At 41.5% G+C, this 17,177-nt stretch carries 12 protein-coding genes and 2 pseudogenes; 6 read left to right on the forward strand and 8 right to left on the reverse strand.

All coding sequences use genetic code 11. The features are described from left to right. Window positions 1-346 precede the first annotated feature (346 nt). The 3 genes and pseudogenes from proS to ilvA form a co-directional block, all read right to left on the reverse strand. The gene (gene proS / locus MHB50_RS01405; RefSeq protein WP_340084749.1) at window positions 347-1,786 is read right to left on the reverse strand and encodes a proline--tRNA ligase; all 1,440 of its coding nucleotides are present in this window, start codon (window positions 1,784-1,786) and stop codon (window positions 347-349) included. Window positions 1,787-1,899: 113 nt separating this feature from the next. Next, window positions 1,900-2,086: pseudogene (locus tag MHB50_RS01410) on the reverse strand (transposase family protein); the annotation flags it as partial. Between the two features lie 214 nt (window positions 2,087-2,300). Beyond that, a complete protein-coding gene (gene ilvA, locus MHB50_RS01415) occupies window positions 2,301-3,569 on the reverse strand; it encodes a threonine ammonia-lyase IlvA (RefSeq protein ID WP_077113695.1) in 1,269 nt (422 codons plus the stop codon). A gap of 837 nt (window positions 3,570-4,406) precedes the next feature. On the opposite strand from ilvA, the gene MHB50_RS01420 reads away from it, so the two are divergent. From MHB50_RS01420 to MHB50_RS01440, 5 genes are read left to right on the forward strand one after another with little or no spacing between them, the layout of a single operon-like run. Continuing rightward, entirely contained in the window at window positions 4,407-5,300 is an 894-nt protein-coding gene (locus MHB50_RS01420; RefSeq protein ID WP_339161348.1) for a hypothetical protein, read from the forward strand. Window positions 5,301-5,318: 18 nt separating this feature from the next. Further along, window positions 5,319-5,951, forward strand: a complete 633-nt coding sequence (locus MHB50_RS01425; protein ID WP_340084750.1) for a DUF4129 domain-containing protein — start codon at window positions 5,319-5,321, stop codon at window positions 5,949-5,951. A 21-nt stretch (window positions 5,952-5,972) separates the two neighbouring features. Further along, window positions 5,973-7,097 carry a DUF4350 domain-containing protein gene (locus MHB50_RS01430; RefSeq protein WP_339161350.1) on the forward strand — a complete coding sequence of 375 codons (1,125 nt, stop codon included), beginning with the start codon at window positions 5,973-5,975 and terminating at the stop codon, window positions 7,095-7,097. Further along, complete coding sequence (locus MHB50_RS01435) at window positions 7,094-8,023, forward strand: MoxR family ATPase (protein WP_340084751.1); 930 nt, start codon at window positions 7,094-7,096, stop codon at window positions 8,021-8,023. The genes MHB50_RS01430 and MHB50_RS01435 overlap by 4 nt, the downstream gene beginning before the upstream one ends. Beyond that, entirely contained in the window at window positions 7,974-9,335 is a 1,362-nt protein-coding gene (locus tag MHB50_RS01440) for a DUF58 domain-containing protein (protein WP_340084752.1), read from the forward strand. Before MHB50_RS01435 ends, MHB50_RS01440 begins: the two co-directional genes overlap by 50 nt. Before the next feature lie 193 nt (window positions 9,336-9,528). Here MHB50_RS01440 and MHB50_RS01445 read toward each other — a convergent pair whose 3' ends face one another. Beyond that, window positions 9,529-10,521 (reverse strand): stage II sporulation protein M, encoded by a 993-nt coding sequence (locus MHB50_RS01445; RefSeq protein ID WP_077113702.1) that lies wholly within the window; start codon window positions 10,519-10,521, stop codon window positions 9,529-9,531. A gap of 74 nt (window positions 10,522-10,595) precedes the next feature. Here MHB50_RS01445 and MHB50_RS01450 point away from each other — a divergent pair, with 74 nt between their 5' ends. Beyond that, window positions 10,596-11,408: an RDD family protein gene (locus MHB50_RS01450; RefSeq protein ID WP_321189698.1), complete on the forward strand. Its 813-nt coding sequence runs from the start codon at window positions 10,596-10,598 to the stop codon at window positions 11,406-11,408. Between the two features lie 390 nt (window positions 11,409-11,798). On the opposite strand, the pseudogene MHB50_RS01455 reads toward MHB50_RS01450, so the two are convergent. The 4 genes and pseudogenes from MHB50_RS01455 to MHB50_RS01470 all read right to left on the reverse strand — a co-directional run bounded on the left by MHB50_RS01455 (window position 11,799) and on the right by MHB50_RS01470 (window position 16,230). Beyond that, a pseudogene (locus MHB50_RS01455) lies at window positions 11,799-12,397 on the reverse strand (GNAT family protein). Window positions 12,398-12,912: 515 nt separating this feature from the next. After that, complete coding sequence (locus MHB50_RS01460; protein WP_205179653.1) at window positions 12,913-13,890, reverse strand: HD domain-containing protein; 978 nt, start codon at window positions 13,888-13,890, stop codon at window positions 12,913-12,915. 586 nt (window positions 13,891-14,476) lie between these two features. Next, complete coding sequence (locus tag MHB50_RS01465) at window positions 14,477-14,677, reverse strand: hypothetical protein (RefSeq protein ID WP_205179654.1); 201 nt, start codon at window positions 14,675-14,677, stop codon at window positions 14,477-14,479. A gap of 116 nt (window positions 14,678-14,793) precedes the next feature. Beyond that, window positions 14,794-16,230, reverse strand: a complete 1,437-nt coding sequence (locus MHB50_RS01470) for an 8-oxoguanine deaminase (protein ID WP_205179656.1) — start codon at window positions 16,228-16,230, stop codon at window positions 14,794-14,796. Window positions 16,231-17,177 lie beyond the last annotated feature (947 nt).

Here is a 17,177-nt window from a genome sequence, read left to right on the forward strand (position 1 = left end):
CAAATGCATTATTTTTTGCTAGCGCCCTGATTGGCATTTACACAATCGCTTCTACTCATTTCATCGCAATTATTATTAAGCAGAGCAACATGAAATACGGCTACGAAGAAGAGTTGATGTGACTTATCGCAGTGCTTTGAACTCACTCAGAAACGAGGAGAGGAAGGGGAGAGTTGGCGGTAAGCGGTAGCGCCAGTTTATTGCGTGGAATATTTTTATGGGCAAATTGTGTGGAAACCCCAACATTTAGTATAGAGCCAAAATTTGATCTAAATTTAAAAATAAATAAGCTTGTAGAGAAAAAACATCATCTTTCTCTACAAGCTGAGAGAGGGTGTTCCCTCCTTTAGTATGCTTTTGCCCAGTATACCAATTCCTTCGCTTCTTTTCCGCAGCATACGCATGTGTCCGCTATTTTTTCCTGTTCAAATGGAATACATCGTGATGTAGCTAATGTGTCTTCTTTAATCTTTTCTTCACAGGCGATATCACCGCACCACATAGCTTTAATAAATCCAGCTTGTTCTTCTAAAATCGTTGCAAACTCATCCATGTTTTTAGCAACATTGGTTTTTTCTTGTAAATGTTTTTCTGCACGATTATATAAATTCATTTGCACTTCTTCAAGCAAAGCAGGTAAGCGCGTTGGTAATTCAGTTAATGTAACAAATTGCTTTTCACCTGTATCACGACGAACAAGTACCACTTGTTCTTTTTCAATGTCTTTTGGTCCCATTTCAATGCGGACTGGGATACCCTTCATTTCATACTCGTTAAATTTCCAGCCAGGCATTTTATCACTCGCATCGATATCTACTCTTACAAGAGCTTTTAATTGGTCACGTAAATGATACGCTTTATCCAACACACCTTCCTTATGTTGCGCAATCGGCACAATCATCGCCTGCGTTGGTGCAATGCGTGGCGGGATTACTAGACCACGGTTATCCCCATGAACCATAATTAAAGCCCCCATAATCCGAGTGGATAACCCCCAAGAGGTTTGATGGACATATTGACTGTCACCATTTTCATCTAAATACGTAATATCAAATGCTTCCGCAAACCCTGTACCAAAATGGTGTGAGGTTCCAGATTGCAAAGCTTTTCCATCATGCATAAGGCTTTCGATTGTCAATGTATATTTAGCACCAGCGAACTTTTCCTTATCCGTCTTTCTTCCTTTAAGGACTGGTATAGCTAAGTACTTCTCCACCACGTCCGCATAGATACTTAGCATCCGCTCTGTCTCTTGGGAAGCTTCTTCATCAGTTGCATGTGCAGTATGCCCTTCCTGCCAATGGAATTCGGAGGAACGTAAGAATGGTCGTGTTGTTTTTTCCCAACGAACAACATTTCCCCACTGATTATAAAGCTTTGGCAAGTCACGGTAAGAATGAATATTTTTAGAGTAATAATCGCAGAACAACACTTCTGAAGTAGGGCGAACGGCAAGACGTTCTACCAACTCTTCGTCCCCACCATGTGTCACCCAAGCTACTTCAGGAGCAAACCCTTCCACATGGTCTTTCTCCTTTTGCAACAGACTCTCTGGAATAAATAACGGAAACGCAACATTCGTGTGACCTGTTTCTTTAAATTTCTTATCTAACACATCGCGTATATTTTCCCATATTGCAAACCCGTACGGCCTAATGATCATCGTTCCGCGAACCTGACCATAATCAACCAACTCTGCTTGCTTAACGACATCGGTATACCACTGTGAAAAATCATCTTCCATTGCAGTAATTTTTTCTACAAACTGCTTGCTTTTCTTACCCAAAACGAAACACCTCATTTAACTATTTTATTTACATACTAATAACAACTCTACCTGCAGTGGAGACCAACTTCGGTCAACCGTATTGAAAATGTGTGTTACCGGAAAAAATTGGCAAATCGTTTCCCGCACGAACAGACATAGCGACGCTTTTTGTAGAAGAGGTAAGTCAACCGTTCAAACCACTTTAAATGTTTGATCTTTTGAATGCGATAATCATGAACTTTCTTAGTCCTCTCACCACAGCTGGGACACTTGTGTACCTTGACAGCCACTTCTATGAAGCGCAATACGATCTTCCATTTCCTCCACTTTAGTGATCCATACATCTTAAAGACCAGGCATTTTATGACAAATTCACTTGCACGCAACTCCAATCTTTTCTTGTTTCTAGTCAATTCAAGTATAAAAGAATGGGATGTTTGCGTGGAATATTTTTATGGGCAAATTGTGTGGAAACCCGAACATTTAGTATAGAGCCACACAAAAAAAAGCGCCGCCCGGGCGCTTTTTTTCATCATACTAACAAGTGAAACAATGTGCTGTCTTTATTTACTTCAGTATAAGAAATGCCTCTTTTGTTCATCCGTTCAATCAGGCCCGCGTAATCTTCACGGCGTTTCAGTTCTATACCGACCAAGCCCGGTCCTCTTTCTTTATTGTTTTTCTTGGTGTATTCAAAAGTGATGATGTCATCATCGGGTCCAAGGACTTCATCCAAAAACTCACGCAAGGCTCCGGCGCGTTGCGGAAAGTTCACGATAAAATAATGCAGCAACCCTTCATACATCAATGACTTCTCCTTAATCTCCTGCATTCTGCCGATGTCATTGTTCCCGCCGCTGATGACACAAACAACCGTTTTTCCTTTAATCTTGTCCTTGTAAAAGTCAAGTGCCGAAATGGGCAGGGCTCCGGCGGGTTCGGCGATAATCGCGTGTTGATTGTATAAATCCAAAATGGTTGTGCACACTTTTCCTTCCGGTATGGAAACAATATCGTCGACATATTTTTGGCAAAGCTCAAAGGTGTGATTGCCGACACATTGTACAGCCGCCCCATCTACAAATTTATCAATGGCCGGAAGCGCGGTAACGGCTTTATTTTCAATCGATGTTTTCATGCTTTGCGCGCCTTCCGGTTCAATCCCGATCATTTGCGTATGCGGAGAAACGTTTTTGATATAAGTGCTTAAACCCGCCATAAACCCGCCGCCGCCGATGCTTCCAAAAACAAAATCCACCGGTTCATGAATGTCATTCATAATTTCAACCGCAACAGTTCCCTGACCGGCAATAATCTGGTGGTCATCAAACGGGTGGATAAAAATCAAGTCTTGTTCTTCCGCAAATTCATGAGCGCTCTTGGAGCTGTCATCAAAAGTGTCGCCCGTTAAAACGACCTCGATGTATTCGCGACCAAACATTTTCACTTGGTCGATCTTCTGCTTTGGGGTTGTTTGCGGCATAAAAATGGTGCCTTTTATTCCCAAGTGGGCACATGCATATGCGACACCCTGGGCATGATTGCCGGCACTTGCACAAACAACGCCTTTTTCACGAGCTTGTTTTTCGATCGTTTTCATTTTATAAAAAGCACCGCGCAGCTTAAATGAACGCACATGCTGCAAATCTTCCCTTTTTATATATACATTGCAGTCATATTTCTCGGATAATCTTTCGTTTTTTTGCAAAGGCGTATGGGCCACTACGTCTTTTAGAAATTGATAAGCAATGAGGATATCTTCCAGATTCACGGTCTTTGTCTTTTCCTTAGTTGTGTTCATGGCGTCATTTCTACCTCCGCTTTCGTATAAACATTTCTATATTATAACATGATACTTATAAAAATAACACATATAATATTCGCAATATTTTGGGAAAGCGGTTACATTTTATCTTTTCTTAAAATATAGGCATTCTGCCGTGACGCAACCGATTATTTAGAGCGTCCCGGGTTTGCAGAGGAGTGAAACCAGCCTCTTTCCCCATTAGATGTTCGCACACCGGGGAAGATTCCTTTTGTGAGGGAACTTCCTTGATTGGTAATGGTTCTCGGACTAGTTGGACAATTGGCATGTACGCACGGGCAACAGTATCCCCCTTTCGGGCAGCATCCAAGACAGCTTGAGCCAGGGCTTGCCGGTAAAAAAGTAATTACGATGGGTGAGATAAATTGAATGCCGGCAACGATACTTGCTCCTGAATGGACTGCCGCATTAACATTGGCCTGCATGTTTTTTCATCTGAAGTACATGCTACCTTGTACCCCTTTAAATCATTTTTTTCCACCGTAACATCATGTTGTGGGATGCTGATGTAAGGTACAATTTGTATATCGGCATTTGCGATTCCATATGGTATAATTCTTGCTGAATGTAGGTTGCTATTATGGGATTATTTTCCAGTTCGCTTTATAGATATCCCCAATGTGAGGACGGTTGCATCCGACATAACAGATATGTTCCCTTCATCTTCTCCGGTCACGATATTTGGATTTGCTTTTCGGAAGCCGAGCTGTGAGCGAATCATTTTTTCGCTTTGATTTCTGGTAAAATTAGGGTGCCTATACATATCACATAATGATAAAATAAGCTGATAAGCACATTTTAGGAGGTAGAAAATTGGAATCAAAAATAGATACTCCGAAAGGGTTCGGGCAAATACTGGATTTGACTTTTAGTATCAGCAGGAAGAAGTTTTCGGAATTTATATTGATTATGCTCATATTTCTGGGACCCATTTTTGTGTTGCAAGCGGTGTTGGAACTGGCTTCAGGGGTCGGCTTTTTTCGGGAGGTTCAAGCGGAAGGTGCTTGGTATGACCGCACCTTGGATAGCTTCGATGAAATTTCAACTATGAGGGATGTGGCAATCGGTTTTTCGGCTTTGCTTTCTTTAATATTTGGACCGATAGCTGGAGCGGCCATTATACTTGCTGTAAACCATATGAGAAAAGGAGAAGAATACACCGTAGGATCGGTTATTAAAAGTGCATTTTCACGCTTTTGGCCTATTTTTGGAAGCAATATTTTGTTTTACATGATTGCGGGCGGCCTTTATTTTATTCCGTTGATTAGCATAATATTTTTAGGGGTTTTGGGCGCGGCTATATTTCCTGTTGCCGGCATTATTGTGGCTGTTTTTCTTTTTCTGGTAACCCTCTTTGGGCTCGGCCTGTTTTTGACTCGCTTGAGCTTTTATTTCGGTTCAGTTGTCTTAAAAGAAGAAACACCTGGTATTTCTAGAAGCTGGAAGCTGACGAAAGGCCGCCTTTGGCCAACATTTGGGATTTATGTTGTATTTACTTTGATTTTTACGTGCATTACCATGGCATTGGAATTTTCTTTTGGCCTTATGTTGGGTAATAGTGTTTTATTGGCAATGATCGTCAATGTTGGCACGCTGTTTACCTCGCTCATATTTGCCGTTGGTTATGCTGTCATGTATTTTGACTTGAAAGCACGTCACGATGCAGACGACTTAAAGGAAATGATTGGAGATTATCAGACTACTTAACAAGTCAGGTGATGATTTATGTTAGAAGCGGACGAGGCGGGCAAAAAGCTGAAAGAGATTTTGGGCAAAGATGAATACCAAGCGTATCAAAGTGATCCTTTATCGGAGTGGTGGGGAAAAATCAAGGAGCAGTTTGCAAATTGGCTCGAAGGATTATTCCCTTCTTGGGAAGCTCCTCAGTCCGCTTCAGGCCCGCTTTTTATTGCGGTTGTGGTAATGTTTGTCATCGTTCTTGGTATAACGGCATTTTTTGTTGCACGGACTGTATCGAGATCGCGTAGATTTCGTGATGACCAACCATTTCAATCCAAGAAATATTTGGAGTGGACATGTTTAAAGCATTTGTCTGAAGCCAAAAAGCTGGAAAACATTGGAGAGCTTTCTCCTGCAGTACGTCATCTTTTTTTGGCGCTCCTTCTTTATTCTGATGAACAAGGGTGGCTGAAAGCAAAAATATGGAAGACAAATTGGGAGTACTACGAAGAGATCAAACACATCAATATTTCTTGGGCCGAACGATTTTATGAATTGGCAAAGGTGTTTGACGAAATTGCTTATGGGGAGAAACAAATATCACCTGAAGAATTTAGCCGCTTCCGAAACAAAGTTATGGCATGGCTGGAACAGGTTGAAGAGAAAATGGGCAGTTAGGCTGGAAAGGGGGATGGGGCTTTGGAAAAAAGGAGCTCAAACAACAAATTGTGGTTTTGGGGCGTTATCGCCCTTTTGTTGTTGCTTGTATCCACCTACCTTTTGGACATGAAGGAGCCGAAAAAGTATCGGGATTATGATTCCGAATCGCCTTCTCCCACGGGTTTAAAAGCTTGGTATACATATTTGAAAGATGAAAAAAACGTTGTGCAAAGATGGCGTCATTCACCGGAACACTTGAACGTGGATTCTCCGAATCAAACACTGATCATGGTCCAGCCCGCATTCATACCGGACGGGGCAGAAATGGATGCTTACAAACAATTTATGGAAGCGGGAAATTCCATCATATTATGGTCAATGAACCCGCAAGGAATGTTTGGCTTGTCCACAGAACCTATAGATGGTGACGGTAATGGCAAGGTATCGGATCAAAACAAGAAAGAGCATGGCGCGATGATTTCATATAGGCAGCGGCTCATTGCCGCCCCTGATGATCAGGTGCTTTTAAACGATGAATTCGGCCCAATCGCTTTAAAGCGGCAGGTTGGCGACGGCCAATTGATTGTCTCTCTTTTCCCAAATTGGTTAGAGAATGGCCAGCTGATGGAGGAGGATCATGTATCATTAGTAATCTCCCTGCTTAATGAAGCTGGCGGGGACAAAGTCCTTTTTGACGAATATATCCATCGTGAAAAAGGCTCTGGGGAAGCATTGATTTTATATCCGCAATGGTTTTTATTAATGATGTTTCAATTGGGGATAATGGCGATACTTTGGCTGTGGTACAGAGGCAAACGTTTCGGCCCGGTATTGATTCCGAGGGAAGAGTCTGTTCGTTTCAGTGACGAAAGTATTCGAGCGATCGCGGCTTGGTATATAAGGGGGCAACGGTATCGGGATTCCCTTGCCATACAAGCTGATTTTTTAAAACAGATCTTTAAAGAACGGCGGGGTGTGCCCTTTCAGAATGGCTGGACAGATTTAACACCTTACTTTCTACAACGGGGATGGAAGAAAGAAGAAGCAACTGTTTTTTTGGAAGGGTTGGCTGACGTTTTACAGAAGGAAAGTGTTAGCAAACAAGAATACTTGCTATGGTCCAAGAAAATAGATCGTGTGAGAAAAGAGGTAGAGCGTGGATGAGACAAAAGATACAATCTTTGCTGGAGCAATATGAGGGTGCTATTTTAGGACAACGGTCAAATCTGCGGCTGTTATTGTCGGCTATTTTGGCTGGCGGCCACGTATTGGTCGAGGGGGTTCCCGGAACGGGAAAAACAGCGATGGCAAAGACACTTGCAAAATTGTTGGACGGGAAGTTTGAGCGGATCCAATTCACCCCTGACTTGCTTCCCAGTGATATTACGGGAAGCATGATTTTAAATATGCAGGAAGGAAAATTTGAAACGTTAAAAGGTCCAATCTTTACAAATATTTTACTGGCTGATGAAATTAACCGGACGCCTGCCAAAACACAAGCCGCTCTCTTGGAGGCGTTGGAGGAAAAACAGGTGACGATTCAGGGAACAACGTACCCGTTGCCGGATGTGTTTTTTGTCGTGGCCACCCAAAACCCCATTGAATTTGAGGGGACTTACTCACTGCCGGAAGCACAACAAGACCGCTTCTTATTCAAGCTCAATATCAATTTTCCGGAATTTAATGAGGAAATGGAAGTATTAAGGAATGTGTTGGAAAACAAACTGGATGCGAGTTTAATGTCTCCTGTCATGGATTTGGATGACTTTTCGGCCATTCAATCAGAGATTGAAATGGTTACAGTAGGAGATGGCATTTTGGAATATATCATGCACATCGTAAGAAGAACGCGCGAAACTAATGTCATTCGTTTCGGAGCGAGTACGAGGGCGGGCATTTCGATCGGAAAAGCCGCGAGGGCATGGGCATATCTTGCAGGCCGGGATTATGTGACTCCGGATGATATTAAAATGGTGGCAAAGCCCGCATTAAGGAACCGGATCCAATTATCCCCGCACGTTGAACTGGAGGGAGCAGCCGTTGACCAAATTATCGAAGAACTGGTGGGGGCGGTTCCTGTTCCGCGATAGAGGGATTTTGCCGACGAAACGCCTGCTCATTTTATTTGGCGTGTTGTCTATGGGCCTGTTCATGATCGGATTTTTTTCCGAAATTTCTTGGAGAGCAGTCATCATCATCAACATACTGCTTTTCTTGGCAAGTCTTCTTGATTTGCTTTTGTCCCCAAAGAAGGGTGAACTGACTTTTGAAAGGGAGCTTCCGGAGCAAATGGAAAGAGGGCTTCCCAACGAAATACAAGTAAAAGTAAGGAATCTGTCGCAACACTTCGTCTCATACAAATTTATGGACGATCTTCCGCAAACGTTTGAATGTCCTTTTCCTGTTTTTGGCCATATGCAAAAGGAATCTTCAGCATCCATTTCATATGAAACGACCGCTTGGCAGCGGGGAAGATATGAAATTATAAAGCTTTATGTCAGATACAAAAGTGTGTTGGGTCTTTGGGAAAAGCAAACAACCTTTGATTTGCCGAAAACAGTCAAAGTCATTCCAGATTTAACGGAGACAAAACGATATTTGGAGAGCGCTCAACGATATTTACTTTATGAGGGAACGAAAATCCGGAAATTACAAAAAGGAACGGGAGAGTTTTCTCAAATTCGCCGCTATGTTCCCGGTGATGATCCGCGAATGATTAATTGGCGGCAAACGGCTAAGTTGCGTGAAGTGATGACAAATGAATATGCGCCGGAACATGGGAAATATATTATGATATTGATTGATTGCGGGAGAATGATGGGGGCAGAGCTCGCAAAAGGGAGCCGCTTGGAAAGAGTATTGGATGCGGTTGTGGCTGTAACAGCAGCAGCTCTGCAAAAAGGCGACTATGTTTCCGTTCTTGCTTTTTCCAAAGAGATTAAAAAATACGTTCCGCCCGCCAAAGGGATGGAACACCTGCAAACGATTCTGGAAGCCATTTATGATTTGGAAGCAGATCCAGTTGAGCCGAATTATGCCGCTGTTTTTGCCTTTTTGGAAACCGTCCAGAAAAAACGGAGTCTCCTTCTGTTGTTTAGTGATGTAAGGACCTTCCTTCATGAGGAAATGGCACTGAGTTATTTGCAATCGCTCAGAAGAAGGCACCAGTTTTTGATCATGGGGATGGAAGACTTGCCACTCTTGGAAAGGGCCGATGACGAGCCGGTTACGGTACAGGCTGCTATGATAAAAAGCATCGCCCAACAGCAGATCCTTTTTAAAAAGCTCGAAAAAGCAAAATGGGAAAGGCAGGGTCTGCAGTTGATCGAAGCACCCGAAGAAAGCTTGGCGGCAAGTGCAATTTCCGGCTATATCGAGATTATGAATCGCAATGTTTTGTAATTTTTCCGGGGCTGTCCGAAAAGAATATTGCGGCTTGATAACTTAAAAACAAAACCCAAGATTGCTGTAAAAATCAACATTCTTGGGTTTTACATTTTAATGCATATATTCCTAATTTGCCTTTTAAGACAGCCCCAGCTTATATGTGGTCTACTCCCTCTTTTTCTCTTCCCTCAGACAAATATGATCTATATTATCCAGAGTAAGAATGATGAGTCTTGGATGAAGACCGGTGCTTTTCAATCCGCATCTTGCCGATCACAATGTAGAAAATAAGACCTATGACGGTGGCGAAAGCTGTAAAATACTTGGCTTCCAAAGAAATGGCGGCAGGAGTAATAAAACCTTCGATCAATCCGGCAATGACAAATAGTGGAACGGTGCCTAAAAGCAGTTGAACGGACCGTTTTGCTTGTATTTTTAAATGAATCCTTCTTGGAAGTGACCCGGGTACAAAAAGTTTGTATCCCATTAATAATCCCGCGCCTCCGGCAATAAAGATGGCCGTCAGTTCAATCATTCCGTGGGGAACGATATACGCCCAGAATTCATATGTTTTATTTGAATGCCAAAACAAGGCGAAAAGCGCTCCGATCAATATGCCGTTATAAATAAGTACATAGACGGTTAACAGACCGAATGTAATCCCGCCGGCAAAAGCCAATATGGCAACCTGTATATTATTCGTCATGATGCTGGCCGACATCATCGAGGAGAGCACTTTTCCATCGTGACTGCCCAGCTGGTCCGGGTCGACGTTTTGAGCGATATCAGCAGGGATGATGGAATAAAGATTTAAGGGGTCATTCACGACAGAAAAGAAACTCCCGAGTCCGCCTAATGTAAAAAGAACGCAAGCCGCCAGTACAAATTTCCATTGCTCCGATAGGAGCCCGATAAATGTTGTACTGAAAAAATGGCGCATTTGTTTTACACTTGATATTTGATCTTTATATAATAAGTTGTGGGCTTTTGAAACAAGACCGTTCAAATAAAGAGTCACATCTTCTTGTGGAAAATATGTTTGGGCATATGACAGATGATTGGCTGCTTTTTGATAATGTTTGTAAAATTGGTTGATGCCAGCCCCATTAATATCAGGCTTTCTTTTACTTAATTCTGCCATCAATCGTTCAAGTTGTTTCCAATCATCTCGATGATTTTTGACAAATTGCTTTGCGTTCATATGTAGTCTCCATTTTCTTCTGTTATTCTATTATCATAGTCATTTTTTCTTTTGGAATCAAATATTGAAAGCGAGTGTATCTATTGGAACAAGAACAAGTTGGCATTAAAACGCCAGAATATGTCTCTCTGCAATTTAAGCTGGCCGGCCTGGGGAGCAGGGCCACCGCATTTTTAATTGATTCAGCCATATTGATGGTGGCCAATCTGCTGATGTACGTTATCGCATTTGTTATTCTTACTGGAGAAATGGTTCTTTTTGATACCTCCTCTATCAGCTTATTTTTGTTTGGGATCATCATTATCATGATGTTTGTCATCTATTGGGGATATTTCATCGCGTTTGAGTTTTTTTCCGGAGGAAGGACGATCGGAAAAAAACTCATCGGCATCCGTGTCATTCAGGATAACGGCCATAGTCTGACATTGCTTTCAAGCTTTATTCGCAACTTGCTCCGCATCATCGATGCCTTACCCGGCAGCTATTTGGTCGGCATTTTTATGATCTTTTTTCATCCCCAGCATAAAAGGGTCGGTGATCTTGTTGCCGGAACGATTGTTGTTCACGAGCGAAAGGCCCAAAGCAAAAAAAGCCTTTCCCCGGTTGAGAAGGAAATAAGCAGACGAGGCCTTGCGAAACATGATCTCGATCTTGGTGAGTGGGCACTCGATTCTTTGGGTGCAAAAGATTGGAAATTGATAAAAACATACGGAAACCGGCTTTCTGGACTAACGGCACATGAAAGAAGCGCACTTACGAAACAAACAGCAGATATTCTCTTTGGAAAACTCGGTATGGATATGAGCGAAAAGGAGCAGGTTGAGTTGGAAAACGCGCTTCTCGTTCTTTATTTGCATATGAAAGATGAGTGGGAGTATGAATTATAATGAGTTCTCTATCTCCCTTTTATCACTCAACAAGAGAGGCAACGCCCAAAAGGAAGTTGCCTTTTTTGGTGCGCCCGGGCTTGGGCATCTTTCGCAGTCCGATTTTACACCAAGTCTTTCGGAATTCGAAAAGCCTCAAGTGACACTTTACTGTATTCTCCATTAGCGAAGGTTTGCTGGAAATTGGTACGAAAAAATCGCTCTTTAGGAAGATCAGAGGTCTATGACATGAACTTAAAATCTCAGTATTGGCGCGCAAGAAGTAGAAGTTGAGGAAGATTAGAAGCTTATGACATGAACCCCAACTTAGAGAAAGTTTGGTATTTCATCGGCATATATGTGAAAATACAAACACTGTTGGAACAAGGATAAAATCAAAGGATCATCGGCTTACATTTGTTTGTTGGAAGTGGTTAACATATCTTCTAATCTCTCCTTCGCTGATTTCCACTCACTCTCAATTACGCTGTAATATACTGAGTTACGATAGGTTCCATCTTTACGTATCATATGATTTCTTAAAATGCCTTCCTTCAGTCCACCTATTTTTTCATCGCTTTTTGTGATCTGACATTTTGCTCGTCCGTTTTAAATTGAACTCGTATTAGTTTTAAAGTTTCAAAGCAATACGTTAATAACAAGTATTTACATTCTGTATTAATATGTGTTCCCCATACAGATGGAGAATACCATGTCCAGCCGATTTCCAAGCTTTTGTTGGGGTGTGAAATATCAAGAAATCGTGTAGAACCAACAATTTGATTGTTTTCACGAAGGAATACAACGAATGGACATTCTTTTCCCGTTTCTTTTTTGTTTAACGCTTCTTCAACCAAAGACTCCATATCATTTAATGAATAAATGTTTCTTGGTAAATGATCCCAAATCATTTTATCCTTGCCGACATCATATAAACCTTGTATATGCTGTCTATCCATTGGAACAATCCGCACTTTCTCGCCCGCAAGTTCATTAAACATATTGTTCATTCCCCATTTCCTCTTTATAACGTACACACACGATGAATTGATTTTCTTTGTTGTGATAAACATTATAATACTCATTTATTCAAAGCGCATCGCTGGCAATGTAAAATTTTTAAGTGGACAACCATGAATGAGCGCAAGCTTGTTTTAAAGATTGATTGCGAGAGCAATAAGAAGTGTGGTGTCAAGAGGAAGTGAATAAAAAATGTGAATAAAAAATGAAAAATTTTTGTTTGCAAAGATGTCCTTCAGGATATATACTAATTACACAAATTCCATGGAGGTGCAAGTATATGAACAAAACAACTAAGCAAGGAATTATTTTCGCAGCAGTGCACACCATCTTTTTTCTAAATTTGGCTTTTGACTTCTATTACTTGTTTTAAACCCGTCTCTTTTAAAGCGTTTTCATATACAGTTTTTCTCATCATTAAAAAGGGCTCTCCAAATACTGGAGGGTTCGCTTTTTGCTGCTTACCCTCAATCATTACCCTATGTTCAAGCTGAAGATGTTTTACTTACGTGGAAATGATTTTTACAAACATTCCTTCTTCCGCTTTTCTCTTCGCCTTTTCGTTCATTTTTTTAATTTTCTTTGATAATGCAGAAGCGCGTATGAGTTGACCGTCACAAAGTACTGATGGGTCAATAAGCCTTATTTTATTTTTACGGTGTAAATCATATGTAAGTTTATCTTCTTTGACATTTACATGACGCTTTATGTTGTTAACAAGATTGTTAACTTCCTTGTCTTGGGTCATTCGTAATAAGTACATGACCTCTTCATCCGTTAAAAGCAGCGTATCGAGATCAATAATCTTTTTTTCCAAAGCTATTTTTATCGTCTTGGCCAGCATATCATAGCCATAAACATTCAGAGGATTCATAAAGAAATCAATGACTTCTTTATAGTAAGTTTGTACAAACCATTCAGCCGCTGTTATACTTTTCAGGTATATTTTCCCGTCGCGCAATCGTAAATGATTTAAGAACATGTTTATTTCTTCGGATGTAATCTCTCCGTATTGGTACATATCTCTCAGTGTATAATCAATTCTGTCCGCACATAATTCGGGAGCGGGCTGCTCAAGTATTGTCCATTTAGAGTGATCCAAAAGGATGCTCTGATAATCAAAACCGTATTGATTAAGAATACGGGGGATTTCAGAATCGGCTATGACTCGATCATAAATTGTTTCGTGGTAATCTTCCGCTTTATTTTCAAACACAAAATCAATTACGTGTGAAAATGCCGTATGCGAAACGTCGTGCAGCAAGCCCGCTACTTGTTCTTCTAAAGAGCCGCCAAGCTTTTGAATCAGAAGCATGACACCTATGGAATGATCATATCTTGTTACATTCCACTTTTCATTCACAAAATAACTGGCTCCTCCTTGGTAAACTCCTTTTAATCTTTGAACGGGACTGCTGAGAATAAGCTCTTTAAGAAGTCCATCTACCGTATATTTTCCATAAATAGGATCTGAGATATTCATTTTCCCGATTCTCCTTGTTAAATAGAATACGCTGGCTTTTCGCCACCGCGATCCCTCACGAAGTTAGAAATCTCCATCAATACATGTGGTTTTGTTTTGGCTCCGTATTCTAATCTGATAACGCGGCAAAACAGGAACGTGCGTTCTATTTATATTATGGAATATAGGTTGTCTTTTGTCAAATGCCAATATAGGAATCTGTAAGTGCGTACCAATCTCTGAATATAAATGAAAGCGGAACTCTCCATATGCGTGCTTGGACAAGTGGTCTATGCTGATATGGAGCCGATGAGAACGGGAGAGGTTAAAATGAAAAAATCTTTGATCATGTCATGGGGGGAGGCAATGTGAGGGGGAAATGCGTGCTTGGCCGGCGTTCAAAACAAAGTGAGCCATATCGAACGGCAACATGGCATTGATGCCATAAGCTTTCAGAGAGAAACTCATTTTTGTGGTAAAAGGGGGAAACAGAGTTGGAAAGGAACTTGCGGAAATAGGGAGAAGTCCTTCACATAAATCAAGCATCTATTGGTTGGTTTCATACAGATTCTACACAGCGAAGCTTGCCGAGCAATGCTTATTCATCTCAGTTCATCATGCCCAGCCACGCTGATACAGCCTGGTCATCGAAGGAAAGGGAGAAAACCAGCCAGTCTCTTTGGTGAATCGAGCCAAGTTCTTTTTGACTACGTTCCTGCTTGAGTTTTTCTTGGGACGGGGCTGGGACATAAGTTGAAAGCTGATTCATATTCGTAAAAATCGTAAGAATAAAACCGCGTGAAATCAAGGGGGAACCACCAGGTTTTTAAATTGTTTCCATGCGGTTTGTTACATTTTTACAGGGTTTTGTGCGGGCCCCGTTCTCTTTTCATTTATTTCAGACAACCCCTGTCATGGCATTGTTTAACGTAAATAATGCCAAGCGTTGGTAACAGCCTCTCTTGCCCTTATCTTTTTATAATCTATTTTTGTATGTTTGGCGGCAGTTTCCAGCATTCTAGCGGCGGCTTGTGCTTGGGTGGAAAGCAAAGCTTCATTTACATTCACTAGCCGGCCATCTTGCACGACTACTTTCCCGCCAACAATAGTCGTATCAACCTGTGATGTCCCCGTGATGATCGGGAGTGAGGCATCATCAAATAGTGCCCCGGCAAATTCAAGTCTACCGGCGTCCACCATAAACATATCCGCTGCCTTTCCCACCTCTAAAGAACCGATACCGTCTTCCCAGCCAAGAACTTTAGAGGAACCTCTTGTAGCCACATGTAAACAATCTTCGGCACTTAGTGCTGTTGCGCCATGCTGAAGCTTATGGAGCAAATTCATGATCTTTAATTCCAGCAGCATGCTTGATGAATCGTTTGAAGCAGAACCATCTACCCCTACCCCTACTTTTACACCCGATTGAAGCATTTTCAAAATCGGAAAGGTTCCTGAAGATAGTTTCATGTTGCTGCTTGGGCAATGAGCGACGCCACAGCCACAAGTTCCTATCTTTTTAATTTCATGATCATTAAACCAAATTCCATGAGCGTACCACACATCATCACCTACCCAACCTGTTTCCTCCATAAATTCCAAAGGACGCAAGCCGAGCTTTTCTTTACAGAAATCTTCCTCATCTTTTGTTTCGGCTAAATGTGTATGCATCCGGACACCGTAGCTTCTTGCCAGATCGGCCGATTCTTTGAGGAGATCCCGGCTTACAGAAAATGGCGAGCAAGGGGCGACCCCCACTTTTACCATTGCAAAACGATGATGGTCATGATACGTTTCAATGACCCTTCTCGTATCCTTGAGAATGATATCCTCATCTTGGACGACTTCATCAGGCGGAAGCCCTCCCCTTGATCTTCCTAAGCTCATGGAACCCCGTGTAGGGTAAAAGCGAATACCCAAATCATGTGCGGCCCTAATTTCTTCATCAATCAGTTCCCCGGAAATCCCATTGGGAAACACATAAAAATGGTCTGAAGAAGTAGTACAGCCACTTTTTAATAATTCTCCCAATCCAACCATCGCACTCAGGTAGACATCTTCTGGCCTTATATGCCGCCAAATATCGTAAAGTGTCATTAACCAATCAAAAAGCTCACAGTCTTGTGCCCACGGAATGTTTCTAGTAAAGGTTTGATATAAATGATGGTGCGTATTGATTAAGCCGGGGTAGATGATTTTTCCTTCGGCATTGATCACGGTGTCCGCTGTTTCATAAGGAATGTTGGTCCCGATTGCCTTTATTTCCTGATCCTCGACAAAAATACTTCCCCCGGGATACCGCTGGCGTTGTTGATCCATAGAAATAATATTTCTTGCATTTTTTATTAATAAACTCGGCATATAAAAAAACCTCCATTAAAAAAATCTTGCTTGGAACAGTTTGGACTATGGTCATATCACAGCACCGGAACATGATATCTTTTCCTCATCCGCCCCCTTTTTACAAAAAAAAACCACACAGCTGCAAAGTGGCAGCTGTGTGGCGAAAATAGAGAAACCTCTAGAAAAATCCACACTTTCATTTTAGGATTCATTGTAAGTTTACTGTAAATTGAAAAATAATATTTGTCAACACTAATGTGTAAACAGCGGCTGATTCATTCCTCCTTTCTTGCTTTGCGATAAACTCTGTGTAAGTATGGGTCGACAAGGTAAAATAGCGTACCGGAAAGAGAGCCGGTCAGATTCCTTAGATTTTAAGCTAAACCTCCATACTAGAGAACTGAAAAAGCTGTCTGATCCCGCATGTTTTTTGGCGATAGCTGAAAACAACAAACAAGAGGATTAAGCATAGGGTGGGAGACGGTTGTAACCTATGTACATTCATTCTGCCTATATCTTGTTGCTTTTGACTAATGACCCGCCCTTTTTGTGGAGATACAATGTAAAAGTAAATAAAAGCACGTTTTGCGAATCTAAAGCGGATTTGTAAGCGTTTTACTTAAGGGGAAATATAATGGGGTGATACATTTATCAGTAAGTGAAGTAAACTTATACATCAGATTTTCGCATGTATGGAAGATCCATGTCAATGAAACTCTTACGAGAAGAGAATCTGTTTCTTGCTTTGCCCAAGTTCCAGGGAAAGGACAGGGGGAGAATATTGTTGGCTGTGTGGTATTGTAAATTTGATTTACAATGTCTATCCCGATTTTTTCATAACAAATCTGTCACAACTTTTTCTCCACATTAAATTTTCTAAAAATTTAATGTATTACTAAAATTAGGCATCTATTTGTTTGACAGCTTACGCTCTTGTGATGACAGAAGCCGCTCGACAATGAACA

This window comes from Siminovitchia sp. FSL H7-0308, from assembly GCF_037980985.1.
GTDB lineage: Bacteria > Bacillota > Bacilli > Bacillales > Bacillaceae_C > Siminovitchia > Siminovitchia thermophila.

What these genes read in the sequence shown, in the direction of transcription:
- ilvA (WP_077113695.1), bottom strand. Translation starts at nt 3,569, where the DNA reads ATGAACACAACTAAGGAAAAGACAAAGACCGTGAATCTGGAAGATATC.
- MHB50_RS01425 (WP_340084750.1), top strand. Translation starts at nt 5,319, where the DNA reads ATGTTAGAAGCGGACGAGGCGGGCAAAAAGCTGAAAGAGATTTTGGGC.
- MHB50_RS01435 (WP_340084751.1), top strand. Translation starts at nt 7,094, where the DNA reads ATGAGACAAAAGATACAATCTTTGCTGGAGCAATATGAGGGTGCTATT.
- MHB50_RS01445 (WP_077113702.1), bottom strand. Translation starts at nt 10,521, where the DNA reads ATGAACGCAAAGCAATTTGTCAAAAATCATCGAGATGATTGGAAACAA.
- MHB50_RS01460 (WP_205179653.1), bottom strand. Translation starts at nt 13,890, where the DNA reads ATGAATATCTCAGATCCTATTTATGGAAAATATACGGTAGATGGACTT.
- MHB50_RS01470 (WP_205179656.1), bottom strand. Translation starts at nt 16,230, where the DNA reads ATGCCGAGTTTATTAATAAAAAATGCAAGAAATATTATTTCTATGGAT.